The organism is Bradyrhizobium sp. USDA 4473, from assembly GCF_054063335.1.
Window position 1 is genome coordinate 852824 of the sequence record NZ_JBSSGE010000001.1, and the last position, 23996, is coordinate 876819.

At 64.7% G+C, this 23996-nt stretch carries 23 protein-coding genes; 6 read left to right on the forward strand and 17 right to left on the reverse strand.

Annotated features, from left to right (window positions below; all coding sequences use genetic code 11):
• Window positions 1-2: 2 nt before the first annotated feature.
• The 8 genes from pstB to ACVW17_RS04040 all read right to left on the reverse strand — a co-directional run bounded on the left by pstB (window position 3) and on the right by ACVW17_RS04040 (window position 8498).
• Window positions 3-821 carry a phosphate ABC transporter ATP-binding protein PstB gene (pstB, locus tag ACVW17_RS04005; protein WP_456750740.1) on the reverse strand — a complete coding sequence of 273 codons (819 nt, stop codon included), beginning with the start codon at window positions 819-821 and terminating at the stop codon, window positions 3-5.
• Window positions 818-1663: a phosphate ABC transporter permease PstA gene (gene pstA / locus ACVW17_RS04010; protein ID WP_456750741.1), complete on the reverse strand. Its 846-nt coding sequence runs from the start codon at window positions 1661-1663 to the stop codon at window positions 818-820. Before pstA ends, pstB begins: the two co-directional genes overlap by 4 nt.
• Window positions 1664-1667: 4 nt before the next feature.
• A complete protein-coding gene (gene pstC, locus ACVW17_RS04015) occupies window positions 1668-2657 on the reverse strand; it encodes a phosphate ABC transporter permease subunit PstC (protein ID WP_456750742.1) in 990 nt (329 codons plus the stop codon).
• 246 nt (window positions 2658-2903) lie between these two features.
• Complete coding sequence (pstS, locus tag ACVW17_RS04020) at window positions 2904-3914, reverse strand: phosphate ABC transporter substrate-binding protein PstS (protein ID WP_456750743.1); 1011 nt, start codon at window positions 3912-3914, stop codon at window positions 2904-2906.
• A 136-nt stretch (window positions 3915-4050) separates the two neighbouring features.
• On the reverse strand, window positions 4051-5364 hold the full coding sequence (locus ACVW17_RS04025) for a sensor histidine kinase (RefSeq protein ID WP_456750744.1): 1314 nt from the start codon (window positions 5362-5364) through the stop codon (window positions 4051-4053).
• A gap of 84 nt (window positions 5365-5448) precedes the next feature.
• Window positions 5449-6504 (reverse strand): UPF0104 family protein, encoded by a 1056-nt coding sequence (locus ACVW17_RS04030; RefSeq protein WP_456750745.1) that lies wholly within the window; start codon window positions 6502-6504, stop codon window positions 5449-5451.
• A gap of 300 nt (window positions 6505-6804) precedes the next feature.
• The gene (locus ACVW17_RS04035; protein ID WP_212021509.1) at window positions 6805-7101 is read right to left on the reverse strand and encodes a hypothetical protein; all 297 of its coding nucleotides are present in this window, start codon (window positions 7099-7101) and stop codon (window positions 6805-6807) included.
• Window positions 7102-7103: 2 nt separating this feature from the next.
• Window positions 7104-8498, reverse strand: a complete 1395-nt coding sequence (locus ACVW17_RS04040) for an OmpA family protein (protein ID WP_456750746.1) — start codon at window positions 8496-8498, stop codon at window positions 7104-7106.
• Window positions 8499-8679: 181 nt separating this feature from the next.
• On the opposite strand from ACVW17_RS04040, the gene ACVW17_RS04045 reads away from it, so the two are divergent.
• On the forward strand, window positions 8680-9735 hold the full coding sequence (locus ACVW17_RS04045) for a polysaccharide deacetylase family protein (RefSeq protein WP_456796791.1): 1056 nt from the start codon (window positions 8680-8682) through the stop codon (window positions 9733-9735).
• A gap of 47 nt (window positions 9736-9782) precedes the next feature.
• Here the strand turns inward: ACVW17_RS04045 and ACVW17_RS04050 are convergent, their stop codons facing one another.
• From ACVW17_RS04050 to ACVW17_RS04060, 3 genes are read right to left on the reverse strand one after another with little or no spacing between them, the layout of a single operon-like run.
• A complete protein-coding gene (locus ACVW17_RS04050) occupies window positions 9783-10508 on the reverse strand; it encodes a sulfite exporter TauE/SafE family protein (RefSeq protein ID WP_456750748.1) in 726 nt (241 codons plus the stop codon).
• Window positions 10509-10556: 48 nt separating this feature from the next.
• Window positions 10557-10685: a hypothetical protein gene (locus ACVW17_RS04055; RefSeq protein ID WP_456750749.1), complete on the reverse strand. Its 129-nt coding sequence runs from the start codon at window positions 10683-10685 to the stop codon at window positions 10557-10559.
• A 49-nt stretch (window positions 10686-10734) separates the two neighbouring features.
• On the reverse strand, window positions 10735-10950 hold the full coding sequence (locus ACVW17_RS04060; RefSeq protein WP_456750750.1) for a hypothetical protein: 216 nt from the start codon (window positions 10948-10950) through the stop codon (window positions 10735-10737).
• Window positions 10951-11218: 268 nt separating this feature from the next.
• Between ACVW17_RS04060 and ACVW17_RS04065 the strand changes: the two genes are divergently transcribed.
• Window positions 11219-12019: an SDR family NAD(P)-dependent oxidoreductase gene (locus tag ACVW17_RS04065; protein ID WP_456750751.1), complete on the forward strand. Its 801-nt coding sequence runs from the start codon at window positions 11219-11221 to the stop codon at window positions 12017-12019.
• A 24-nt stretch (window positions 12020-12043) separates the two neighbouring features.
• Here ACVW17_RS04065 and ACVW17_RS04070 read toward each other — a convergent pair whose 3' ends face one another.
• The gene (locus tag ACVW17_RS04070; protein ID WP_456750752.1) at window positions 12044-13327 is read right to left on the reverse strand and encodes a hypothetical protein; all 1284 of its coding nucleotides are present in this window, start codon (window positions 13325-13327) and stop codon (window positions 12044-12046) included.
• A 282-nt stretch (window positions 13328-13609) separates the two neighbouring features.
• Here ACVW17_RS04070 and ACVW17_RS04075 point away from each other — a divergent pair, with 282 nt between their 5' ends.
• Window positions 13610-13918: a type II toxin-antitoxin system RelB/DinJ family antitoxin gene (locus ACVW17_RS04075; protein WP_456756334.1), complete on the forward strand. Its 309-nt coding sequence runs from the start codon at window positions 13610-13612 to the stop codon at window positions 13916-13918.
• Window positions 13915-14211 carry a type II toxin-antitoxin system RelE/ParE family toxin gene (locus ACVW17_RS04080; RefSeq protein ID WP_456750753.1) on the forward strand — a complete coding sequence of 99 codons (297 nt, stop codon included), beginning with the start codon at window positions 13915-13917 and terminating at the stop codon, window positions 14209-14211. Before ACVW17_RS04075 ends, ACVW17_RS04080 begins: the two co-directional genes overlap by 4 nt.
• A gap of 245 nt (window positions 14212-14456) precedes the next feature.
• Here ACVW17_RS04080 and boxB read toward each other — a convergent pair whose 3' ends face one another.
• From boxB to ACVW17_RS04100, 4 genes are all read right to left on the reverse strand, one after another.
• Window positions 14457-15908: a benzoyl-CoA 2,3-epoxidase subunit BoxB gene (gene boxB / locus ACVW17_RS04085; RefSeq protein WP_456750754.1), complete on the reverse strand. Its 1452-nt coding sequence runs from the start codon at window positions 15906-15908 to the stop codon at window positions 14457-14459.
• Window positions 15909-16008: 100 nt separating this feature from the next.
• Window positions 16009-17697 carry a 2,3-epoxybenzoyl-CoA dihydrolase gene (boxC, locus tag ACVW17_RS04090; RefSeq protein WP_456750755.1) on the reverse strand — a complete coding sequence of 563 codons (1689 nt, stop codon included), beginning with the start codon at window positions 17695-17697 and terminating at the stop codon, window positions 16009-16011.
• A gap of 325 nt (window positions 17698-18022) precedes the next feature.
• Window positions 18023-18832 carry an alpha/beta fold hydrolase gene (locus ACVW17_RS04095; protein WP_456750756.1) on the reverse strand — a complete coding sequence of 270 codons (810 nt, stop codon included), beginning with the start codon at window positions 18830-18832 and terminating at the stop codon, window positions 18023-18025.
• A gap of 113 nt (window positions 18833-18945) precedes the next feature.
• Entirely contained in the window at window positions 18946-20469 is a 1524-nt protein-coding gene (locus tag ACVW17_RS04100) for a benzoate-CoA ligase family protein (RefSeq protein ID WP_456750757.1), read from the reverse strand.
• A 68-nt stretch (window positions 20470-20537) separates the two neighbouring features.
• On the opposite strand from ACVW17_RS04100, the gene ACVW17_RS04105 reads away from it, so the two are divergent.
• Window positions 20538-21530: a helix-turn-helix transcriptional regulator gene (locus ACVW17_RS04105; RefSeq protein ID WP_456756335.1), complete on the forward strand. Its 993-nt coding sequence runs from the start codon at window positions 20538-20540 to the stop codon at window positions 21528-21530.
• Window positions 21531-21716: 186 nt separating this feature from the next.
• Here the strand turns inward: ACVW17_RS04105 and ACVW17_RS04110 are convergent, their stop codons facing one another.
• Window positions 21717-22502, reverse strand: coding sequence for an IclR family transcriptional regulator domain-containing protein (locus tag ACVW17_RS04110; protein ID WP_456750758.1), 786 nt, complete (start codon window positions 22500-22502; stop codon window positions 21717-21719).
• 118 nt (window positions 22503-22620) lie between these two features.
• Between ACVW17_RS04110 and ACVW17_RS04115 the strand changes: the two genes are divergently transcribed.
• The gene (locus ACVW17_RS04115; protein WP_456750759.1) at window positions 22621-23979 is read left to right on the forward strand and encodes an aromatic ring-hydroxylating dioxygenase subunit alpha; all 1359 of its coding nucleotides are present in this window, start codon (window positions 22621-22623) and stop codon (window positions 23977-23979) included.
• The last annotated feature ends 17 nt before the right edge of the window (window positions 23980-23996 follow it).

Genomic DNA, 23996 nt, shown 5'->3' on the forward strand with positions numbered 1-23996 from the left:
GGTCAGCCGAACCGGCCGGTGATGTAGTCCTGGGTGCGTCGATCGCTCGGCGAGGTGAAGATCTTGTTGGTGTCGTCGAACTCGATCAGCTCGCCGAGATACATGAAGGCGGTCTTGTCGGAGACGCGCGCCGCCTGCTGCATGTTGTGGGTGACGATCGCGATCGTGTAATCCTCGGAGAGCTCCTGGATCAGCTCCTCGACCTTGGCGGTGGAGATCGGATCGAGCGCCGAGCACGGTTCGTCGAACAGGATCACCTCGGGACGCACCGCCACGGTGCGCGCGATGCACAGCCGCTGCTGCTGGCCGCCGGACAGCGACAGGCCGGAGGCGTTCAGCTTGTCCTTGACCTCGTTCCACAGCGCGCCGCCGCGCAGCGCCTTCTCGACCCGGTCGTCCATCTCGGACTTCGAGATCTTCTCGTAGAGGCGGATGCCGAAGGCGATGTTCTCGTAGATCGTCATCGGGAACGGCGTCGGCTTCTGGAACACCATGCCGACCCGCGCGCGGAGCAGATTGAGGTCGAGCTTGGGATCGAGGATGTTGGTCTGGTCCAGCATCAGCTGGCCGACCGCGCGCTGGCCCGGATAAAGGTCGTACATCCGGTTGAAGATGCGCAGCAGGGTCGACTTGCCGCAGCCCGACGGTCCGATGAACGCCGTGACGCGGTTGGTGCCGAGCGTCAGGTTGATGTTCTTCAGCGCGTGGTGCTCGCCGTAATAGAAATTGAGGTTACGCACCGTGACTTTCGGCGGCGCGTCCGGAAGCGGCACCTGGGGAACGTGGCCCGCGACAGTCGTGGAGACGGAAAGCTCGGTCATTTTGCGGTCCTTTCGGCACCAAGGATACGCGCGCCGATATTCAACGCGAGCACGGTGAAGGTGATGAGCAGTGCGCCGCTCCACGCCAGTTCCTTCCAGTAGGCGTAGGGGCTCTGCACGAAGTTGTTGATGGTCACCGGCAGGTTGGCCATCGTCTTGGTCAAATCCCAGCTGAAGAACTGGTTCGACAGCGCGGTGAATAGCAGCGGCGCGGTCTCGCCGGCGACACGCGCGGTCGCCAGCAGCACGCCGGTGATCAAGCCGCTACGCGCAGCACGATAAGCGATCCGCTTGATCACCAGCGAACGCGGCAGGCCGAGCGCGGAGGCCGCCTCGCGCAACGGATTGGGCACCAGCAGCAGCATGTCCTCGGTGGTGCGCAGCACGACCGGGATCACGATCACGGCGAGCGCAAGACTGCCTGCGATCGCCGAGAAGCCGCGCATCGGCACCACCACCGCACCATAGATGAACAGGCCGATGATGATCGACGGCGCGCTGAGCAGGATGTCGTTGATGAAGCGGATCACCGAGGTGAGCTTGTCGTGCTTGCCGTACTCGGCAAGGTAGGTGCCGGCGAACAGGCCGAGCGGCGCGCCGATGCCGACGCCGATTACGGTCATGATGACCGAGCCGACGATGGCGTTGAGCAGACCGCCGTCGGTCGAGCCCGGCGGCGGCGTGTTCTGGGTGAACAGCTGCACGCTGAGGCCGGCAAGGCCGTTGTAGAGCAGCGTGATCAGGATCAGCGCCAGCCAGGTGACGCCGAACAGCGCCGCACCGACGCAGAGCGTGCGGATGATGATGTCGCTGCGGCGGCGGGATTTGTAGATCGGGTTCATGGCGTCACTTCCCCGCCTTCTTCTCGAGCCGCATCAGCATCAGCCGCGCGCCGGCGAGCACGAAGAAGGTCAGCACGAACAGCAACAGGCCGAGCAGGATCAGGCCGGACTGGTGCAGGCCGTCGCTCTCGGCGAATTCGGAAGCGATCGCCGCCGAGATCGTGGTGCCCGGCGCGAAGATCGACGACGAGATGCGGAACGAGTTGCCGATGATGAAGGTCACCGCCATGGTTTCGCCGAGCGCGCGGCCGAGCGCCAGCATGATGCCGCCGATCACGCCGACCCTTGTGTAGGGGATCACGACGCTGCGGACGACTTCCCAGGTGGTGCAGCCCATGCCGTAGGCGGCTTCCTTGAGCACGGGCGGCACGGTCTTGAACACGTCGACCGAGATCGCGGTGATGAACGGCAGCACCATGATGGCGAGGATCAGCGCCGCGTTGAACAGGCTGAGATAGGACGGCGGGCCGGCGAACACCGCGCCCAGCACCGGAACGCCCTCGAAGATCCGGATCATGAACGGCTGGAACGTGTTGGCCAGGAACGGGCCGAGCACGAAGAAGCCCCACATGCCGTAGATGATGGAGGGGATGCCGGCGAGCAGCTCGATGGCGATGCCGATCGGGCGGCGCAGCCACTGCGGGCAGAGTTCGGTGAGGAACACGGCGATGCCGATGCCGACCGGGATCGCGATCAGCATGGCGATGACCGAGGTGATCAGCGTACCGTAGATCGGGCCGAGCGCGCCGAGCACCGGCGGATCGGCCGAGGGCGCCCAACGCTGGGTCCAGAGGAAGGCGAAGCCGTATTCCTTCATTGCCGGCCAGGCGCCGACGATCAGCGACAGGATGATGCCGCCGAGGATCAACAGGACCGAGATCGCCGAGATGCGGGTGATCCAATAGAAAGTGAGATCACCGAGCTTAAAGGCACTGAGGGCCTTGGCGCGATCGTAAGGTCCCGCGGCTTCCATCACATCGCCCTGAACAGCCATGTCTGCCACGCCAATTCCCTCTTTACTATGTGAAAGCCACGCAAACCGCCACGCCCCGAAGCGATCTCCAGTGACGCCTGTGACCCGGCACCGTTCCGGCCGCGCCTGCCGGAGGCGCGAACCCCGGACCCCTCCCGCGCTTGTTGCCGCGGTGATCGGAGCCCGGGTCTTGATCGCTCAACAGCTTGGTCGTTCAACCTGTGCCGCCCTCGACAGGCGGCACAGGCGTTGTCCGATGCGGTGGACTTAGCTCTTGATGTCCGAGGACCAGGTCTTCTCGATCAGCTTGACGACCGAGTCCGGCATCGGGATGTAGTCGAGCTCTTCGGCCGCCTTGCCACCCTTCTCGAAGGCATATTTGAAGAACTTGATCGCTTCCTGCGAGGCCGCCTTGTCGGTCGCGTCCTTGTGCATCAGGATGAAGGTCGCCGCGGTGATCGGCCAGGAGGCTTCGCCCGGCTGATCGGTCAGGATGACGTAGTAGCCGGGAGCCTTGGCCCAATCGGCATTCGAGGCGGCAGCCTGGAAGGCGGCGATGGTCGGCTGCACGGTCTTGCCGGCCTTGTTGACCAGCGCGGTGTAGGTCAGCTTGTTCTGCTTGGCGTAGGCGTATTCGACATAGCCGATCGCGTTCTTGGTCTGGCTGATGTTGCCGGCAACGCCTTCGTTGCCCTTGGCGCCGACGCCGACCGGCCACTCGACCGCGGTGCCGGAACCGACCTTGGACTTCCAGTCGGCGTTCGACTTGGAGAGGTAGTCGGTGAAGTTGAAGGTGGTGCCCGAACCGTCCGAACGGCGCACGACGGTGATCGCGTCGGCCGGCAGGGTCAGCTTCGGATTGAGCTTGGCGATCGCCGGGTCATTCCACTTGGTGATCTTGCCGAGATAGATGTCGCCGAGCACTTCGCCCGAGAGCACGAGATCGCCCGACTTGATGCCTTCGACGTTCACGACCGGAACAATCGCGCCCATCACCATCGGCCACTGCACGAGGCCGTCCTTCTCGAGCTGCTCGGCCTTGAGCGGCGCGTCGGTGGCGCCGAAGGTCACGGTCTTGGCCTGGATCTGCTTGATGCCGGCGCCCGAACCGATCGACTGATAGTTCAGGCCATTGCCGGTGTCCTTCTTGTAGGCGTCAGCCCACTTCGAATAGATCGGGAACGGAAACGTCGCGCCCGCGCCGGTAATATCGGCAGCGAAGGCCGACGTCGAAGCGGCGACCATGCCGGCAGCGACGATTGCTTTGATGAAATTCATGGGGTGGTCTCCATCTTGTGGGCGAAGCGCCGAATGCGCCCGATCGCGCCCACGCCGGTCCATCTAGGAGCGGTCGGTGCTGCTTTTACGAAGGTTGGATGACAGTTGGATGACAGAGCTAAGCAGCTGAAAACGCTCAGCTATGGGTCGGTAACGGGGTCTTCGGCCGGGGAAAACAGGCGGTAAAGGTCGCGCCATTGTTCGGCACGCTCTCGATCAAAAGACGCCCGCGATGACGGTTAAGAATATGTTTCACCAGAGATAATCCGAGGCCCGTTCCGCCCTGGTTCCGGCTGTCGCCGACGTCCACCCGGTAGAAGCGCTCGGTCAGCCGCGGCAGGTGCTCGGGCGCAATGCCGGGGCCGAAATCCCGTACCATGACACGGATTTCGGGCGCCCCCTCGCCCGATGCGCTGGATGCGGCCTGATTGAGCGACACTATGACGCGCCCCCCGGAGGCGCCGTATTTGAGCGCATTCTCGATCAGGTTCTCGAACAGGCGCAGCAGTTCCTCGCGGTCGCCGGCGATCGTGACCGGGGTCTGGGGCAGGTCGACGTCGATCTCGACCTGGCGCTCGCTGGCCAGCGCCTCGAGCCCGTCGGCGACCTGGCGGACGATCGGCACGATGTCGATCGAAGCCTCGGGCCGCACATGGGCCGACAGCTCGACCCGCGACAGCGACAACAGGTCGTCGATCAGCCGGGCCATGCGGGTGGCCTGGGTGTGCATGATGCCGAGGAAGCGCTCGCGGGCCCGCGCGTCCTCGCGCGCCGGCCCCTGCAGGGTGTCGATGAAGCCGGACAGCGCGGCGAGCGGAGTGCGCAGCTCGTGGCTGGCATTGGCGACGAAGTCGGCGCGCATCTCCTCGACCCGGCGCAATGGCGTCAGATCGTGGAAGGTCATCAGCATGCACTTCTCGGTGCCGCCGAACTGGGTCGGCACCGGCACCGGCGTGATCACCAATTCCATCCAGCGATCGACCGGGACGTGGTCGGTGTAGGTGGCGCGGCGCGGCTCGGTGGTCGCGATCGCCTCGCGCAGCGCGGTGATGATCTCCGGAGAACGCAGGGCAAATTGCGCCAATTCGTTCTTGCGCAGCGCCGGCGCGAGCTCGGCCGCGGCGGCGTTGAGATGGATGACGCGGCCGGCGCGATCGAGCAGCACGGCCGGATCCGGCATGCCGGCGACGACGGCGCTGACGGCAGCGGCCTCCACCGGATTGACGCCGCGGACATCCTCGCGCGAGGTCCCGGCATCATGCAGCCGCCATGGCACCAGGGCCGCGGCCGCGATGCAGGCGAACACCGCGCAGGCGCGCACCAGCGACAATTCGCCGAGCGCGACCACCACGCTGAGCGCCAGCGCCGCGGCAAGCAGGATCAGCGCGGAATGGCGCAGCCGGTCGGGCCAGGGCGAGAAGATCGATTGCGGCGTATCGTCAATTGCCATTGCGGCGGCTTTCATCCCGTCGGTTCACGTCTCGCCCAGGCGCGGTCATGGCGACCTTCCCTCGGGAGGCATCGGGCCGCTTCATCAGACGCCGGAGTCACCACGCTTGCGGACCAGAACCGCCTCATGATGCGGCTCGGCGCGGGGACCCGAATCAGCCTGCGACAGCCGTTTGAGTCGGGCGCCGACGATAACCTCCCGAAACGTCAGCAAGATTACAGATATGACGAACGGCGCAATATAGTACAGCAGGCGGAACAGCAGCATGCCGCCGAGCAGGTCCTCGCGGTCCATCTGCCACAGGCCGACCAGCATGGCGGCGTCGAACACCCCGAGCCCGCCGGGGGAGTGGCTGGCGAAACCGAGCAGGGTCGCCGACACGAAGATGACCGCGACCACGACGAAGCCGAGATTGGGCTCGTCCGGCACCAGCACGTACATCGCCAGCGCGCAGAAGCCGAGGTCGACGATGCCGATCGCGATCTGCAGCAGGGTCAGCGGGCCGCCCGGCAGGGTCACCGTCCAGGGGCCGCGGCCGACCACCCGCGGCTGGGTCCAGACCCAGACCACATAGGCGACCAGCGCGACGATGATGCCGAATGCCAGCGCGCGGTTGAGCCAGGGCGGCAGCTGGTCGATGTTGGCGGCGGCCTCCGGGTGATAGGCGATGCCGAGCCCGAGCACCGCGGCATTGCCGAGCCAGAAGGTGAGGCCGGCGAGAAAGCAGATCTTGGCGACGTCGATCGCGTTCAGTCCCCAGGCCGAATAAATCCGGTAGCGCACCGCGCCGCCGGTGAAGACGCTGGCGCCGACATTGTGGCCGATCGAATAGGAGGTGAACGCCGCGAGCGCATTGATGCGGTAGGGCACGTGGGCGTGACCGATCGCGCGCACCGCGAACAGGTCGTAGAAGGTCAGCGTGAAGTAGCCAGCCGCGACGAACAGCCCCGCCAGCGCGATCTGCCGCGGCTCGGTGCTCTTGATGGCCTCGAGCACCTCGTTGGTGTCGATGCCGCGCAGCATGTGATAGAGGACGTAGCAGGCGATGCCGATGACGGCGATGCTGATGACAACACCCAGCCGATGCAGGATTTGCTTCTGGCGCAGAAACGCCATCGCCCTGCGGATTGCTTCCAGCATCTAGACCTCGAATTGCGATCCCGCGACGACGGCTCCCGGGCGAACCCCGCCGGCGCTTCGCTGTGCCCCGCCCCGTGTAGCGCGTTTTAGACCGGAGTGGAATTCGTCAAAAGACAATAAAACGCGCATCTTCAAGATATTAGGGATGATTCATGACAGCGGATGCACAAATATGCGCGTTTCTCGCCACCTTCGACAAGCTTGACGTGCAACGTGCGGCAGTTAGCCCAGCGAACGGTCTGCTGGGCCATCCGGTAAACTACGGGACGACGGCTCAACGCGCCGTGATGGAGCGCCATGTCAGCTCGCCGGCTTGCTGCGCGAGACCACCCAGTCGCGCAACCAGGAGCCGATCGCGCAGCCGACGAGATAGAGCGCGAACATGATCAGGAAGAGGTCGAGCCAGTAGCCGAAGCGGCCGGGCACGATCCGCGCGAACGACGCGGCGATCAGCGCAACCGCGAGCAACGCCAGCCAGCGCATCCACACCTTCGAGACGCCCTGCGCCCGATGCACCACCGCGATCCAGCCCATGCAGAAGCCGAGCAGCGCGGCGCCGAGCAGCCAACCCCAGAAGAATGTCGCGAGCACGGTCATCGCTACTTCACCACGAATTCGATGCGGCGGTTCTGCGCCTTGCCGTCTTCACTCTCGTTGCCGGCGAGCGGCTGCGTGCTGCCATAGCCGACCGGCGTGAAGCGGTTGGCGGGCAGACCGGCGCGCACCAGGTAATCGACCACGGCCTGCGCACGGCGCTCCGACAACGCCTGGTTGGCCGCCTCCTCGCCGTCGCTGTCGGTATGGCCGGCGACCTCGATCGTCGCATTGGGGCAGCGCATCGCGGTCTCGGTCAGGCGGTCGAGCAGGCCGGCGGAATCCGGAACGATGTCGGCCTTCCCTGATTCGAAGCGGATCTTGCCCTTGGAGAGGATCTCGGAAAACAGCTGCTGGCACACGGTCGGATCGACCGGCGCCGCCGCAGGCTTCACCGTGACCTCGGCCTTGTACTGCCAGCCCTGCGGAAAATCCTTGCCGAGCCCGTCGCGGATCTGGCCGGCCGCCGCATCATAGAGCGCATCGCCGGACAGCTTCACCTCGCGGTCCGACACCACGAGCGTGCCGGTCGACAGCCGCGACAGCGCACCCAGCGCCGGCACCACCGCCGCCGCAAACCCGGAGGGCGCGCCGATGCTGGCCTTGAGATTGTCGACCACCTTCTCGCTGAAGAACTTGCGGCCGGCGGCGGCGACCAGCGCGGCGTGCACGTTGTTGTCGGGCACGTAGCCGGTCAGCGTCAGCGTCACCGCGACCGGGTCCTTGTAGGCCTGGAACACGTAAGGCGGCGCCTTGATGTCGTTGGCGGCGATCGCATAGCCGTCCGGCAGGTTCTTCAGCGCGGCGGCAACCGCTTCGCGTCCGCCGAGCTCGCGCGCCATGCCGGCGAGATTGACCTTGTTGTCGGTCAGCGTGATCTTGCCTTCCTTCAGTTTGCCGATCTGATCGAGCAGCAGCAGCGCCGCGGTGTCGAACCGCGGCGGCGCGCCGCGGGCGAGCGTCATCTGATCGGCTACCTCGACCCCGCCAAGACCGGCCTTGGCGGCCTCGGTCAGCTTGCTCTTGCTCGCCGGCAGCGGCGCGTTGCCGCCGAGCGTGACCCGCACCACGTCGCGTTCGGCGGACCAGACAAAGGGCTTGGCTTCGGGAACGAGGCGGGTCTCGTCATTGACCAGCCGCACGCCGGGCACCGCCTCGACCGAGGCCACCGCGCTGAGCCGGCCGTCTTCGGAGAAGGCATTGGCGGCAAAGGTCACGTCGCGGCCGTCGACGCTGATGCGGCGCTTGTCAAGCACGGTGTCCTTGAGTGCGGCATTAGAGCGCGCAACGAGATCCGCTTCGACCGTTGCCGTCGAGCTCCAGGCCGCGAACCCCCACAGGACGACCAGTGGAATCACTCCCGGCCACCACTTGCTACTCCACTTGAAAAGTCCGTGCATTCAGCGTCCTGCGGGTCGGGAACCAGAGAGAAAACAAACCCTTGGCTGACTGTCAAACCCCAAATCAGGCGCCCAAATCAAGTGCCATGGCGGGGGCGCCATGTCGGACCGGGATAACAGTTTCTTCAGTGGTCTTTCGCTAAGTTTGCGGCGGAATGCAAATCGGCCGGCCCGCGCCCTCATGAAACAACTCCGCAATACCGTGATCCGTGCCGGGATGGAGGCGTTGTATTTCTCGGGTGCGCATATCCTGCTGCGGCCGATCTTCGCCGGCGTCGGCGCCATCTTCATGCTGCACCACGTCCGGCCGCGGCGCGCCGACGCGTTCCAGCCCAACCATCATCTCGAGGTCACGCCCGACTTCCTGCGCGCGATGCTGACGCATCTGCGCGCGCTCGACGTCGACATCGTCAGCATGGACGAAGCGCATCGCCGCCTCTCCGAGCGGAATTTCGCGCGGCGCTTCGCCTGCTTCACCTGCGACGACGGCTATCGCGACAACCGCGACTTCGCGCTGCCGGTGATGCGCGAGTTCGGCGCGCCGTTCACGGTCTATGTCGCAAGCGACTTCGCCGAGGGCTGCGGCAAATTGTGGTGGATCGCGCTGGAGCGGGTGATCGCGGCTGCCTCCGAGATCGAGGTGCCGATCGACGGCACGACGAAGATCGACACGGCGACGCCGCAGGCCAAGCGCGCCGCCTTCGGCCGCCTGCACGACTGGCTGCGTTCACTGCCGGGCGAGACGGAGATGCAGGCCGCGATCTCCGCGCTGTGCGTCCGCCATGGCGTCGACGAGGCCGCGATCGCGCGCGAGCTCTGTATGTCCTGGGACGAGCTGCGCGGCTTCGCCGACGATCCGCTGGTCACCATCGGCGCGCACACCATCAGTCATTGCAATCTCGCCAGGCAGAGCGAGACCATCGCCGCGTTCGAGCTTGCCACCTGCCGGGCGCGGATCGAGCAGGCGCTGCAGCGGCCGGTCGCGCATCTCGCCTATCCCTACGGCGACCGGGTCGCCGCAGGCCGGCGCGAATTCGCGCTCGCCCGGTCGATCGGCTTCAAGACCGCGGTGACGACACGGCCGGGCATGCTGTTTCCCGAAAGCGCCGAGCACATGACCGCGCTGCAACGGGTTTCGCTGAACGGCAATTACCAGGACGCGCGCCTGCTGCCGGTCCTGACCTCCGGCGCAGCCACCGCGGTGTGGAACGGCTTCCGCCGCATCGACGCGGCGTGAGGCGCGCCGGACGAAACCAACGGGTCGCGCGAATGCGCGCCCGATGACTAAACGACAAGCAACAGCCCTGACACCAGCAACAGGCCGAGGATCACCCGCCTGAAATTGGCCTCGTCGATGTTGCGGAACGCAAAGATGCCGAGCCACGAACCGGCAAGCAGCGCCGGAGCACCCAGCACGACGTCATAGGCGACCTTCATCGAGAGATCGCGATGCAGCAGCATCATCACCAACGCCGAAATCTGCATCGCGGCGATGAAGGGTTGCACGAGTCCGCGCTGCTGCTGCTTCGGCACGCCGTGGATGTCGCACCAGATGGTCGGCAGCGCGCCGGGCATCGCGGTCAACCCGCCGATCAGGCCGCCGCCAAATCCGACCAGCGCGTGGCGCCTTTCAGGCAACCGGCCGTAGCCGATCGCGGGCCTGAACAGCATGTAGCCGGCATAGAGCGCGACCATGATCCCAAAACCTTCGCGAAAGGTCCGGCCATCGGTGTTGTGCAACAGCCAGAGCGCCAGCGGGACGCCCAGCAGTCCGCCCGAGGTCAGCAACAGGCTTTGCTTCCACTGGATGTTGTGCCGAAGCGCCCACAGATTGGCCCCCTGCACGCCGACGCTGCACGCCATCATCAGCGGCACCGCCTCGGTCGGCGGCATCGCATGCAGCAGGACAGCGCCGGCGATCGCGGAGAAGGCAAAGCCGGCGAGACCGGACACGAAGGCGCCGCAGAACACCGCGGCGCTGAGCACGATAAATGACGTGACGTCGGCCACCAGCGGACCTCCGTTGAGTGCAGGGATGATGAGTGAAGCGGGGCGATGCTAGTCGGTGTGAATCACCCTTGCGTCCTGCGGCACGGCCGCATCTGCCGTGGCTGCAGGCATCAGCAATGTCGCGGTGAGAAGGTGCAGCACAAGAAATCCGACCGCGATGGCGATCAGCAGCGTCATTTCGCTGATCTGCGGAAGCCGGACGATCGATTTGCGGGACGACGACCGATCAGTGATGGACATTGCCGCCGCCCTCCAGATTGGTCAGGCGCCGATCGGCGCGGTCGATCAAGTGCTGATATTGCTTCAGAACGCGGCACGCCTGAATCCGCCGTGAGTAATGAATTGCGCCGAGGATGGCGGCGAACAGCCCCTTCCGCCTTCGTGCAAATTGAACGTGGGTGACGGGCATCACACCGGTCACCGGCAATGAAATGTGCTTCATTACTGGAACTCCTTGATCTGGAATTCCACCCCGCGCACATGATGCGCCGATTCGGCCGGCCAATTTGTGCACCGCATCACATCTCAAGAAAGCTTGATCCAAGGAGCTTGATCCAAGAAAGCCTGATCGATGAGGCGCGCGACCTTCGCGGGTAACCGATCAGACCACCGCCGGAGGATCGAGCGGGCTGCGCGTTCGCCGGCGGTCGCGGTTCCTTGACTAGCTCCATCAACCCGGCCAGAACGCTTGGCATAGCTAAGGAGGCAACATGTTCAAGGATCTGTTTTCACTGAAGGGCCGCATCGCGGTAGTGACCGGGGGATCGCGCGGCATCGGCAAGATGATCGCGGCCGGCTTCCTCGCGCAGGGCGCCGCCAGGGTTTACATCACCGCGCGCAAGGCAGGTCCCTGCGAGGCCACTGCGCAGGAGCTCACCGCCGCCTATGACGGCGAATGCATCGCGCTGCCGATCGACATCTCGACTGTCGAGGGCTGCGACAGGCTCGCGGGCGAGATCATCAAACGCGAGCCGAAGCTCGACATCCTGGTCAACAATGCCGGCGCGGCCTGGGGCGCGGATTTCGACGAATTCCCGGAGAGCGGCTGGGACAAGGTGATGAACCTCAACGTCAAGTCGATCTTCTTCCTGACCAAGGCGCTGGCCAAGCCGCTGCGGGCCGCGGCGTCCCATGACAAGCCGGGCAAGGTGATCAACATCGCCTCGATCGACGGCATCTTCGTCAACCCGATGGAGACCTATTCCTATGCCGCGAGCAAGGCCGCGGTGATCCATCTGACGCGACGGATGGCGACGCGCCTGATCAAGGACAACATCAACGTCACCGCAATCGCGCCCGGCGCCTTCAAGTCCGACATGAACCGCGCCGCGCGCGACCACGCCGACGAAGTCGCGCAACGCGTCCCGTCGCGGCGGATCGGCAGCGACGAGGACATGGCGGGCACCGCGATCTACCTCGCCTCGCGCGCCGGCGACTACGTGGTCGGCAACACCATCGCCGTCGATGGCGGCGTGGTCTATGCGACGGCGGGACTGGAGATCGCGGGGTAGGGCGCGATGCTCCGGTACACAGGCCTACCGCGCGACCGCCTTGAGTCGCGCCCAGACGTCGCCGGCCGGAAATCCGAGCGCGCGCAGTCGTGGTGGGTAGAGATAGGCCACCGGCTCGAACAGATGACCGGCAATGGCCATGGCATCGGACCAGGTGACGTCGGCGACATCTTCGGGCTGCGGTTGCGCCAACCCGGTCTGCGGATCGACGACTTGCTTGCCGAACCAAAGTCGATCGGCATACGGCAACAGCGTGCCGGTCGTCCCCGACGCCAGGGTCGTGAGAGAGAAGGGCTCGGATGAATCCTTCTTGCTGTACAGCATCATCTTGGCCACGAAGATATCTTGGCCCTTGCTCTCGTGATATTGGTCCAGCAGTTGCTTCTGCGTGTCATAATCAGCGGCCAATCGATGATACATGACCTCGCGCTGGCGCGGTGCAAGGTCGTCGGTCAATGTGGCCTCACCCCAGCGACCGCCATCCCATTGCAGCAGCGTCGGCGATAAAAACCACGCCATCTGAGCTGCATTCTTCGCGATGTCCAACGCTCTTATCAAAGCGGTCCTATTCGCGCGGCCAGTAAGGTAGAAGAGACCTCGTGCCGGAACGAGCGCAACCGGAGCACCGTCGATCGCGGGCAATTGGTAGTCCGTGCCCGGTGTCAGCAGCAGCAGCGCCGACTGATGTTCTGCGAGATTGTTGGAGCCGAACAGGCCGTCGCCAAGGCTTTCGAACACCGGTCGCCCGAGCTTGGCGCGAAAATTCGCCATCGCGCGCTCCATCGCCTGATCGATCGAAAGCCCGCCGACCGCCAGATTGGCATTGCTCATCTGTGACATGGTGTTCGGCTTGTCCTGCATGGCGCAGACGACAAGATCGCCGACAAGCGGCCGGAACGCGGTGGCACTACTGTCGTCGGCTGGCGCCCCCATCGTCCAGTTCTGGATCAGGAGATTGCTGATCTGAGCGTGGGACCGGACACCCGGCATCAACTGCTCGGGCAACTTGCCGGGATCGAGCGCGTAGTTCCGATTGCCCTCGATAACCGAGCGCACCAGGGTTGTGACCAATATGGCGCGACTTTCCTGATTCCGCCCGAGCCACTCGTGGAATCCATTGTGCAGCCGAAAGATCCTCTCTGATGAATCGTCGCGAAAGAACACGAAACCACGAGCGTTTGGATCGTAGCTTTTGGGCTGGATGCCTTGCCGCTGGCACTCCACGACGAATGCCCGGACGAACTGCTCGTAGGGATCGTCGGCGGCCGGTTGTCGTCCAGCCAACTGCTTCTTGACCCAATCGAACATGCGACCTCCCGGCATCTCCACGCGGCATAACGAAACGGCCGCACTATTACCAACGTGCGTCATATTGTCCACGACACCTCAAGTTGCGACTTGCCGCACAAGTGAAGGCCAGGACCACCTCAAATTCGTCTGACTCCAAACGAACCGAGATTGAGGACACGCAGCAGCGGTTTCGCCGACAGGCAGACAATTTTGACCGCGCTACTCACCTCCGGTCATGAGTTGCGACGCCTCTGGCGCTTGTCATTCAAATGCATTACATTGATGGCGAAGGAGATCGCTATGGCTTCGAATGCCCTGGTCCAAACCCGCATCGACGCGGACGTCAAGGAAAAGGCCACCGCCGTTTTGGAAAACATGGGCCTTACGGTATCTGACGCCGTGCGGATCCTGCTGACACGCACGGCCAACGAGGGGATGCTCCCACTGGAGCTCGTGAGCAACAGCCAGGCTTACGACAGCTGGTTTCGTGACAAGGTGCGCCAAGCGCTGGCGGATACTCGGCCCAGTCTCGATGATTCCGACGTCGAAGCGCATTTCGAGCAACGCCGTGCCGCCGCGCTTCGAAAAGCGCCGGGGCGCAAGCGATGAAACTCCTCTGGTCGCGCTTCGCGTTGTCCGATCGCGACGATATTTTCAGCTACATCGAGGCGGAGAATCCTCGTGCTGCGGTTCATGTTGACGAACAGATTGCCGATACGGCACGGCGCCTGCTCGATTTTCCTGACAGTGGCCGGCCCGGGCGTGTCGCCGGCACGCGCGAACTGGTCGTTCCGCGCACACCTTATGTCGCTGCGTACCTTGTCGAAGGTGAAACGGTTCGTATCTTGCGGGTGCTTCATGGCGCGCAGATGTGGCCCGACGAACTTGCAAATGACGATTGAGGCCGGCTCCGCACCGGCACCTGATCAAAAAAGAAAAGGGGCGAGCCAGGACCTTCTCGGCTCATCCCTTTTCGGCCCTTCCGGGAGGAGAGGAACTGCTAGCTGACGGTCAGCAAGCAGCCCGCATGACGAAGCGGCATGCGGGTCGGTGCAGCCCCGGATATCGCTTCGCTCATCCGGGCTACATTGGCTGCAATGCAAGTCGGCGTCGGATCAACGAGTCCGCGAACCAGTCCGTAGCGCCGCTACGACTCGATCCTCACATATTCGAAGTCGCCGGGCTTGTTGTCGATGCCGACCTTGGGCGCCGAGATCCAGGAGGCGAACTCGCCGGGTTCGGTGACCGGCTTCATCAGCGAGGCGATGAAGTCGCCGTCCGCAGCCGACGGCAGCCAGTCGTTCTTGCGCTTGGCCCAGGTGGCGTCGTCGATCAGGAGGCCGTCGGGCGTCGCATGGATGTCCTTGAACTCGCCGATCTGGCGGTGGAAGGCGGTGTGCGGCACCGCGAGCTTGTAGTCGATGCCCGCGGTCGAGATCACCTTGTTCCAGCGCAGCATGCCCTTGACGCAATCCTGCGTGTAGTCGTCGCGCAGCCGCATGTTGAGCGCGGTCAGCGCCGGCTCGTCGACCAGCTTGATCTGGCCGTCCACCATCTTCATGACCGGATAGGTCGAGCTCTTGAGCTGGTGATCGTCCTCGATCGTGGTTTCCTTGTAGCGGCCCTTGATGCCGGCGTTGAAGGCGTTGGCCGCGTTGGTCGACACTTCCGAGCCGAACAGATCGAGCGACAGCGAATAGTGCAGGTTGAGCTTCTTCTGGATCGTCGGCAGGTCGATCACGCCGAGCGTGCGGACCTTGGCGATGTCGCAGGGATCGGTGATGCCGGCCTCCTTCATCGCATCGCAGGTGCGCTGCACGACGCGGGTGATGCCGGTCTCGCCGACGAACATGTGGTGGGCTTCCTCGGTCAGCATGAAGCGGCAGGTGCGGGACAGCGGATCGAAGCCCGACTGCGCCAGCGAGTGCAGCTGCATCTTGCCGTCGCGGTCGGTGAAGTAGGTGAACATGAAGAACGACAGCCAGTCCGGCGTCGCCTCGTTGAAGGCGCCGAGCATGCGCGGTGAATCCGCATCGCCCGAGCGACGGCGCAGCAAATCGTCGGCCTCCTCGCGGCCGTCGCGGCCGAAATATTTCTGCAACAGGTAGACCATCGCCCAGAGATGGCGGCCCTCCTCGACATTGACCTGGAACAAATTGCGCATGTCGTAGAGCGAGGGCGCGGTCTTGCCGAGATGGCGCTGCTGCTCGACGGAGGCCGGCTCGGTGTCGCCCTGGATCACGATCAGGCGACGCAGCGTGGCGCGATGCTCGCCGGGGACTTCCTGCCAGGCCGGCTTGCCGAAATCCTCGCCGAACGGGATGACGCGGTTCTCTTCCTGGGGAGCAAGGAGAATGCCCCAGCGATATTCCGGCATCCGCACGTAGTCGAACTTGGCCCAGCCGCGCGGATCGACCGAATAGGCGGTGCGCAGATAGACCAGCGATTCCTGGAAACCGTCCGGCCCCATGTCCTTCCACCAGTCCATGTAGCCGGGATGCCAGCCCTCCAGCGCCTTCAGCACCTGGCGGTCCTCGGCGAGATTCACATTGTTCGGAATCTTGGTCGAGTAGTCGACGTTCATGATGTTCATGTTCATTGTGGCCTCTCCCGTGTTTGGGGCAGCAGGCGAATGGCGAGTAGCGAATGGCGAATGGAAAAGAAGACCACTCGCTATTCGCTATTCGCTACTCGCCCTCTTACACTCTCGTCATGTCGAATTGCGCCTTCTGGCCGGTGCCGTAGCGACGCAGCGCGCCGTCCTCACCGACCGCGTTGGGCCGCTGGAAGATCCAGTTCTGCCACGCGGTGAGGCGGGAGAAGATCTTCGATTCCATGGTCTCGGGCCCGACGAAGCGCAGATTGGCTTCCATGCCGGTGAGGCCGTCGGGCGAGAACGAGGTGCGTTCCTCGAAGAACACGCGGACCTCGTCGTCCCAGTCGATGTCGTCGAGCGCGAAGGTGACGAGGCCGAGCTCCTCGGCTTCTTCCGCATCGAGCGCCTTGCCGATCGCGCCTTGCGCACGCTCCAGATCCATCGGGTCGGCCTGGAAGCGCGATTGCAGCCGGGTCAGGCCGTGGCTCATCGGATAGGGTCCGAAATTCATCGCAGTCAGCTCGATCGCCGGCGGCGGTCGGTTGTCGCCCTGCTTCTGGCCGATCAGCATGTAGGAGCGGTCAGCGGCGAACACGAGTTCGGCCAAGGTGCCGACGAAGCAGGAGCCCGGCTCGACCAGCGTCACCAGCGTGCGCGAGGTGACGTCGATGCGCTTGAGCACGCGCTTCCAGTAATGCCTGACCTCGTTGACCAGCCAGTGCGCCTTGTTGGCCTCGAGGAGCGCATCATAGGACACCACATTGGCGCGGTCGCCATGGCTCTTGAACACCAGCATCGCGATCTCGAGCTCGTTGATGCGCAGATGCAGGATCGCATCGTCGAGCTCACGGGCGACCTGCAACGGCCAGAATGCGGCGCCTTGGGCGATCATGCCGTCGATGTCGGCGGGCGCTGCGGTTTCCGGCGCCTTGATCGAGATGGTGGCGATACGGGCGGCGCGATCGATGTCGACGCTGACGAAGCCGTAGCGGATCCCGCTGTCGTCGATGGTGCGCCGAAGCGGCGTCAGCGTGACGCCTTTACCTGCACCATTGCGCTTCGACCTCGCGGCGAATTCCTTGACGCGCTCGGCAAGCTTGCCCTCGAGCTTGGAGTTCGGCGCGATCTCGTCGACCAGCCGCCACTGCACCGCGCGCTTGCCCTTGATGCCTTCCTCGATGGTGCAGAAGAAGTCGGCATGGTCGCGGCGCACCTTGCGCTTGTCGACGACGCGGGTCAGCCCGCCGGTGCCCGGCAGCACCGCGAGCAGCGGCACTTCCGGCAGCGCGACCGCGGCCGCGCCGTCGTCGGCCATCATGATGTGGTCGGTCGCGAGCGCCAGCTCATAGCCGCCGCCGGCCGCGGTGCCGTTGACGACGGTGATGAAGCTCTGGCCGGAGTTCTCGCTGGAATCTTCCAGGCCGTTGCGGGTCTCGTTGGTGAACTTGCAGAAGTTGACCTTGTGGGCGTGGGTCGAGCCCGCCAGCATGCGGATATTGGCGCCGGCGCAGAACACGCGGTTCTTGCCCGAGCGCATCACGACGACCTTCACCTCGGGATGCTCGAAGCGCAGCCGCTGCACGGCATCCGCCAGCTCGATGTCGACGCCGAGGTCGTAGGAATTGAGCTTGAGCTGATAGCCTTCGAACAGGCCGGCATTCTCGTCGACGTCCATGGTCAGCGTCGCAACCTCGCCGGCGACGTCGAGCTTCCAGTGCCGGTAGCGCGACGGCTCGGTCTGGAAGTCGATGTACTTCGCCCCGCCTGCAAGGACGCGATCGTCACCAGCCATGGGCCACCCTTATCTGTTGTCTTGCTGTTGTTCGTTCGAAGGTTCGTCGTCGACGTCTTCATGCACAATAATGCATGTTTTCGATCTAGTCCAGCTCAAAACGCAAAAACATGCATTTTGTTTCATGTTTGGGAAAATCGGTCGCTGGGCCAATGACCTACGATGGACGCGGTCACCTCCATACCCGTCATTGCGAGCCAACGGGTCGCGCGAACGCGCCCGATGACAGGCTCCGCGAAGCAATCCAACGTCCCGCATATGCGGAACGATGGATTGCTTCGTCGCTTCGCTCCTCGCAATGACACTTCCGACATTCGCCAACCCCTCAGGCGGCCAGCGCCGGGTCGTCCCGCAGCGCCGCCTTGGCGAATTCGGTGACCGCGTCCAGCGTCACCGCCTGCGCCTCGCGGTGCGGCGAGTGGCCGGCGCCGGCGATGGCCGCGACATCGACCGGGCAGTAACACTCCTCCTGGGCGATCTCGACCTGGCGCATCGTGCCGTATTGATCGTCCGCGCCCTGCACGATCAGCACGGGCACGCGGATGTAAGCGAGATAGTCGGAGATGTCCCAGTCGCGGAATTTCGGATCGAGCCAGGCGTCGTTCCAGCCACGGAAGGCGTTGTCGACGTCCTTATGCCAGCGCGCCAGCTTCTCCTTCAGATTGGTGGTCTCATACGCCGTCTTGATCTCGGCAATCGACTTGATCGAAATGTCCTCGACGACGAAATGCGGCGCGAGCAGCGCCAGGCCGTGCAGGCGATGATCCTGATGCGCGCCGGCATAGATCGCCGCGATCGACGCGCCATCGGAGTGACCGAGCAGGAGACCGCGGCGGAAGCCGATCCGGTCAAGCAGCTTCGGCAGCACGTCGAGCGCCTCGCGGTGCATGTAATCGACCGGACGCGGCAGATTCGCCGGCGACGAGGCCCCATAACCTGCGCGCGAATAGGCAAACACGCCGGCGCCGGTGGCAGCCTGCAGCTTCTCCGGGAAGTCGCCCCACAGCCCGACGCAGCCGAGGCCTTCATGCAGCATCACGATGGTGGGTGCCGTCTCGGGCGACGGGCCGATCATCCGATATTCGAGCTCGGCGCCGTCGATGCTGAGGAAGCCTGTGGGTGCAAGATTTGTCATGCCGAGTTTCTTTCCTCAGTCATTCCGGGGCGATGCGTCAGCATCGAACCCGGAATCTCGAGATTCCGGGTTCTCGCTTCGCGAGCCCCGGAATGACGGTGTTACGTCTGGCTTTAGTGCCGCAACTTGAACCGCTGGATCTTGCCGGTCGCCGTCTTCGGCAGGTTGTCGACCACGTCGATCCAGCGCGGATATTTCCACGGGCCGATCTTCTGCTTGACGTGCTCCTTGAGCGCCTCGCGCAAGCCTTCGGCCGAGTTGTCGGGCCGCAGCACCACATAGGCCTTCGGCTTCAACAGGCCTTCCGGATCGGCCTCCGGCACGACGGCGGCTTCCAGCACCGCGGGGTGGGTGATCAGCGCGCTCTCGACCTCGAACGGCGAGACCCAGATGCCCGACACCTTGAACATGTCGTCGGCACGGCCGCAGAAGGTGTAACGGCCGTCGGCGTCGCGGATGTATTTGTCGCCGGTGCGGGTCCAGGCGCCCTCGAAGGTGGCACGGCTCTTGGCGCGTTGATTCCAGTAGCTCTCGCCGGCCGAAGGCGCGTCGACCAGCAATTCGCCGACTTCGCCGTCAGCGACGTCGGCCCCGGCCTCGTTGACCAGCCGCACCTTGTAGCCGGGCACCGGACGGCCGGACGAGCCGTATTTGATGTCGCCGGGCGCATTCGACAGGAAGATGTGCAACAGCTCGGTGGAGCCGACGCCGTCGAGGATGTCGACCCCGAACCTTGCCTTCCAGGCGTTGCCGACCGATTCCGGCAGCGCCTCGCCGGCCGAGGTGCAGACCCGCAGGCGATTGCCTCCGCTTTGCGCCTTGGTCGCCTCGTCGTTCAGCATCGCCGCGAACAGGGTCGGCACGCCGAAGAAGATGCTGGGATGATATTTGTTCAGCAGCGCGAACATCACCGCCGGCGTCGGCCGCTCCGAATTCAGGATCGTCGTTGCGCCGACCGACATCGGGAAGGTCAGCGCATTGCCGAGCCCATAGGCGAAGAACAGCTTGGCCGCCGACAGGCCGACATCGTCCTCGCGGATGCCGAGCACCTGTTTTGCGTAGGTCTCCGCGGTGGCGGCGAGATTGGCGTGCAGATGGCGCACCCCCTTCGGCATGCCGGTCGAGCCCGACGAATAGAGCCAGAACGCCGGCTCGTCGGCATGGGTCGGCGCGGTCGCGAACACGTCGCTCTCGCGCGCGATTTCGTCGGACAGCTTGTTGCGGCCGTACGCATCCTTGCCGGAGACCACGACATGCGCGAGGTCCGGCATGCGCGTGATGATGTCCTTCACGACCGGCAGCAGCGCCTCCGACACGAACAGCACGCGGGCCCGGCAATCACCGAGGATGTAGGCGTATTGCTCCGCGGTCAGCAGCGTGTTGAGCGGCACCGGCACCACACCGGCGCGGATCGCGCCCAGGAACACGATCGGGAAGTCGACGGTGTCGAGCATGATCATAGCGACCCGCTCCTCGCGGCGGACGCCGAGCCGGCGCAGCATGTTGCCGACGCGGCGGGTCTGCTGCTGCAACTGGCCATAGGTGATTTGCGACACCGTGTCGTCGAACACGACCTTGTCGCCGCGGCCCTCATCGACGTTGCGGTCGAGCAGCCAGGAGACTGCGTTATAGGTCATGACCCGATCCTCGGAGCTTCCTTGGACCCAGACGTGCCACGCTTCCCTCTCCTGTGAATTTAAGAATTATAATTCATACAAAGCCACCAGATCGGCTTGCTGTCAATCCTTGTCGGCACTATGTTTCCGAAAACTCGCGTCGCGCAGGGATCATGACCGCAGCCAACGATCCGGAAACCGACTTCCTCGAACAGCTCGGCCAGCGTGTGCGCACCACCCGCGCGCTGCGCGGCATGTCGCGCAAGGTGCTCGCCAAGGTCTCCGGCATTTCCGAACGCTACATCGCCCAGCTCGAAAGCGGCAAAGGCAATGTCTCGATCGTGCTGCTGCGCCGTGTCGCAGGCGCGATGGGCGCGCATCTCGAGGACCTGATCCCCACCAGCGAGCCGATCCCGGATTGGGCCGTGATCCGCGACCTGCTGCGCAAGGCCTCGCCGAGCCAGATCGCGCAGGCCAAGGACATGCTCGCCGGCAGCAGCGCGCTCGCGCCACGCCGCGCCTCGTTCTCCGGCATCGCGCTGATCGGCCTGCGCGGCGCCGGCAAGACCACGCTCGGGCGGATGCTGGCGAAGAAGATCGGCTGGAGCTTCGTCGAGCTCAACAAGGAGATCGAGGCGCAGAACGGCCTCTCGGTCGCCGAGATCATCGCGCTGTACGGGCAGGAAGGCTTTCGCCGCATGGAGCAGGCCGCGCTGACGCAGTTGCTGGCGCGCAAGGAATTGATGGTGCTGGCGACCGGCGGCGGCATCGTCTCCGAGGCTTTGACCTTCGATTTGATCCTGTCGTCGTTCTACACGATCTGGCTGAAGGCCGAGCCGGAAGAGCACATGGCCCGCGTCCGCCGCCAGGGCGACCTGCGCCCGATGGCCGACGACCGCTCGGCGATGGCCGAATTGCGCAACATCCTGGTCAGCCGCGAGCCGCTTTATGCGCGCGCCTCGGCGGTGGTCGATACCGCCGGGCTGTCGGTCGACGCCGCCGCGGCAAGGCTGATCGATTCGGTGCGGCCGGTGCTGCAGAACGAGGCGCGCTCGTTCGGGCTGCGCAGCGTGGCGCTGTAGCCTTAAAGCGGGCCCTCTCCCCGTCATTGCGAGCCACCCGGTCGGCGCGAAGCGCCGCCGGATGACAGGCTCCGCGAAGCAATCCATCTTTCCGCGCGTGTGGATGCGTGGATTGCTTCGTCGCTTCAGCGCAAAATTGTTTTGCAATTTTGTCGCGAGCTCCTCGCAATGACGACGTGGGAGCCTTTACAGCAACCTGCTCTTCACATGCTCCGCCCCTTCCCGCAGCAGCGGCAGGAAGCGATCGATCAATTCCTGGGCTGGCACCCGGTCGACATGCGCACCCATGTTGATCGCGGCGACGATGGTGCCGTCGTAGCGGCGCACCGGCACCGAGATCGAGCGGAAGTGCGGTTCGGCCTCGCGGTCGACCAGTGAGTAGCCCTGCGCGCGATCGGCGATGATGGTGGCGAGCAGTTTCTTCGGATCGGTCACGGTCTGCGGCGTCACGGCCTCGCGGCGCATCGCCTTGAGCCGCGCCGCGAGCTCGGCATCGTCGAGCCGGCCGAGCATCGCGCGGCCGACCGAGGTACAGAACGCCGGCAACCGGTAGCCGATGTCGAGACCGGCGGAGAACACCCGCGTCGGGCTCGAGCGCGCGACGAACATGACGTCGTCGCCGTCGAGCAGCGCGAGCGAGGCGATCTCCTGTGCCGCGGTCGCGATGCGATCGAGCACCGGCTGCAGCACCGTCACCACCTGGTTGGATTGCAGGAACGAACCGGCCAGCGTCAGCACATGCGGCGTCAGGGCGAACAGCTTGCCGTCGGTGGTGACAAAACCGCCATGCGCCAGCGTGAACAGGATGCGGCGCGCGGTGGCCCGCGGCAGGTCGGCGGCGCGGGCGAGGTCGCTCAGCGTCGCAGGGCCCGTCACGGTGCCGAACACCTGCAACAGGCGCAGGCCGCGATCGAGCGCTTCGACGAAGTCGGTGGCGCGCTCGTCCTGGTCGGTCCGCTTCAGCTTGGGCATTGGGATCAGGTTGGGGCTTTGAACGGTTCAAAATTTGCGCTTGCTGTCCAAACCAGACATGGCATAATTCGCACATCCGTTCAATAGGCGAACAATTCCGAATTCAGGAGACGCCGCCATGATGAGCCAGGAAGCAAACGATCTGATCACCCGCACCGGGCGCAAAGACCCGTGCGGGAAGCTGATGCGGATGTACTGGCAGCCGGCGGCGCTGGTCGACGAGCTGGAAGGGCCGCGCCCGGTTCGGCCGGTGCGGCTGCTCGGCGAAAACCTGGTGCTGTTCCGCGGCGAGGACGGCAGCTACGGCCTGATCGATCGCCATTGCGCGCATCGCGGCGCCGACCTCGCCTTCGGCCGGCTGGAGAATGGCGGGCTGCGCTGCGCCTTCCATGGCTGGCTGTTCGACACATCAGGCCAGTGCATCGAGACGCCGGCCGAGCCTGTTGGCTCGCAGCTCTGCAAGGGCATCAAACAGCGCGCCTATCCCGTGGTGGAGAAGAGCGGCATCCTGTGGGCCTGGCTCGGCGAGGGCGCGCCGCCGGCATTTCCGGAGCTCGACTGCTTCGTCGCGCCCGGCAGCCATACGTTTGCGTTCAAGGGCCACATGAACTGCAACTGGCTGCAGGCGCTCGAGGTCGGCATCGATCCGGCGCACGCGTCCTTCCTGCATCGCTTCTTCGAGGACGAGGACACCTCGGCCGCCTACGGCAAGCAATTCCGCGGCGCTTCGGCCGGCAGTGACATGCCGATGACCAAGATCCTGCGCGAATACGACCGGCCGATCATCAATGTCGAGCACACCGAATATGGCCTGCGCCTGATCGCGCTGCGCGAGCTCGACGCCGAGCGCACCCATGTGCGGGTGACAAACCAGCTGTTCCCGCACGGCTTCGTGATTCCGATGTCGACCGAGATGACGATCACGCAGTGGCACGTGCCTGTCGACGACGAGAATTGCTACTGGTATGCGATCTTCACCAGCTACGCGGCGCCGGTCGACAAGCCGAAGATGCGCGACCAGCGGCTCGCGCTCTACACGCTGCCCGACTACAAGTCGCGCAAGAACAAGAGCAACGATTACGGCTTCGATCCGCACGAGCAGGCCACCGAGACCTATACCGGCATGGGCACCGACATCAACGTCCACGACCAGTGGGCGGTGGAATCGATGGGGGCGATCCAGGACCGCACCAACGAGCATCTCGGCCAGAGCGACAAGGCGATCGTGCAGTATCGCCGCCTGCTGCGGCAGGAGATCGAGAAGGTTGGCGGCGGCGAAAAGCCGATGCTGTTCCTCGATGAGGCCTCAGCACGCAGCATCCAGGGCCCGGCGACGATGGACGGCATCGGGCCGACGCTGGGCTGGGAGCTCTACTGGATGGAGGTCGACGTCAAGCGCCGCCGCGGCGCGCCGTGGGCCGCGCCGGTGCCGCGCGAGATCGCCGGCAAGGTGCAGCATCTGACGGCGGCGGAGTAGCCATGTCCTTCCGTCAT

What these genes read in the sequence shown, in the direction of transcription:
- pstB (WP_456750740.1), bottom strand. Translation starts at nt 821, where the DNA reads ATGACCGAGCTTTCCGTCTCCACGACTGTCGCGGGCCACGTTCCCCAG.
- pstA (WP_456750741.1), bottom strand. Translation starts at nt 1,663, where the DNA reads ATGAACCCGATCTACAAATCCCGCCGCCGCAGCGACATCATCATCCGC.
- pstC (WP_456750742.1), bottom strand. Translation starts at nt 2,657, where the DNA reads ATGGCTGTTCAGGGCGATGTGATGGAAGCCGCGGGACCTTACGATCGC.
- pstS (WP_456750743.1), bottom strand. Translation starts at nt 3,914, where the DNA reads ATGAATTTCATCAAAGCAATCGTCGCTGCCGGCATGGTCGCCGCTTCG.
- ACVW17_RS04025 (WP_456750744.1), bottom strand. Translation starts at nt 5,364, where the DNA reads ATGGCAATTGACGATACGCCGCAATCGATCTTCTCGCCCTGGCCCGAC.
- ACVW17_RS04030 (WP_456750745.1), bottom strand. Translation starts at nt 6,504, where the DNA reads ATGCTGGAAGCAATCCGCAGGGCGATGGCGTTTCTGCGCCAGAAGCAA.
- ACVW17_RS04035 (WP_212021509.1), bottom strand. Translation starts at nt 7,101, where the DNA reads ATGACCGTGCTCGCGACATTCTTCTGGGGTTGGCTGCTCGGCGCCGCG.
- ACVW17_RS04040 (WP_456750746.1), bottom strand. Translation starts at nt 8,498, where the DNA reads ATGCACGGACTTTTCAAGTGGAGTAGCAAGTGGTGGCCGGGAGTGATT.
- ACVW17_RS04045 (WP_456796791.1), top strand. Translation starts at nt 8,680, where the DNA reads ATGAAACAACTCCGCAATACCGTGATCCGTGCCGGGATGGAGGCGTTG.
- ACVW17_RS04055 (WP_456750749.1), bottom strand. Translation starts at nt 10,685, where the DNA reads ATGACGCTGCTGATCGCCATCGCGGTCGGATTTCTTGTGCTGCACCTT.
- ACVW17_RS04060 (WP_456750750.1), bottom strand. Translation starts at nt 10,950, where the DNA reads ATGAAGCACATTTCATTGCCGGTGACCGGTGTGATGCCCGTCACCCAC.
- ACVW17_RS04065 (WP_456750751.1), top strand. Translation starts at nt 11,219, where the DNA reads ATGTTCAAGGATCTGTTTTCACTGAAGGGCCGCATCGCGGTAGTGACC.
- ACVW17_RS04070 (WP_456750752.1), bottom strand. Translation starts at nt 13,327, where the DNA reads ATGTTCGATTGGGTCAAGAAGCAGTTGGCTGGACGACAACCGGCCGCC.
- ACVW17_RS04075 (WP_456756334.1), top strand. Translation starts at nt 13,610, where the DNA reads ATGGCTTCGAATGCCCTGGTCCAAACCCGCATCGACGCGGACGTCAAG.
- ACVW17_RS04080 (WP_456750753.1), top strand. Translation starts at nt 13,915, where the DNA reads ATGAAACTCCTCTGGTCGCGCTTCGCGTTGTCCGATCGCGACGATATT.
- boxB (WP_456750754.1), bottom strand. Translation starts at nt 15,908, where the DNA reads ATGAACATGAACATCATGAACGTCGACTACTCGACCAAGATTCCGAAC.
- boxC (WP_456750755.1), bottom strand. Translation starts at nt 17,697, where the DNA reads ATGGCTGGTGACGATCGCGTCCTTGCAGGCGGGGCGAAGTACATCGAC.
- ACVW17_RS04095 (WP_456750756.1), bottom strand. Translation starts at nt 18,832, where the DNA reads ATGACAAATCTTGCACCCACAGGCTTCCTCAGCATCGACGGCGCCGAG.
- ACVW17_RS04100 (WP_456750757.1), bottom strand. Translation starts at nt 20,469, where the DNA reads ATGACCTATAACGCAGTCTCCTGGCTGCTCGACCGCAACGTCGATGAG.
- ACVW17_RS04110 (WP_456750758.1), bottom strand. Translation starts at nt 22,502, where the DNA reads ATGCCCAAGCTGAAGCGGACCGACCAGGACGAGCGCGCCACCGACTTC.
- ACVW17_RS04115 (WP_456750759.1), top strand. Translation starts at nt 22,621, where the DNA reads ATGATGAGCCAGGAAGCAAACGATCTGATCACCCGCACCGGGCGCAAA.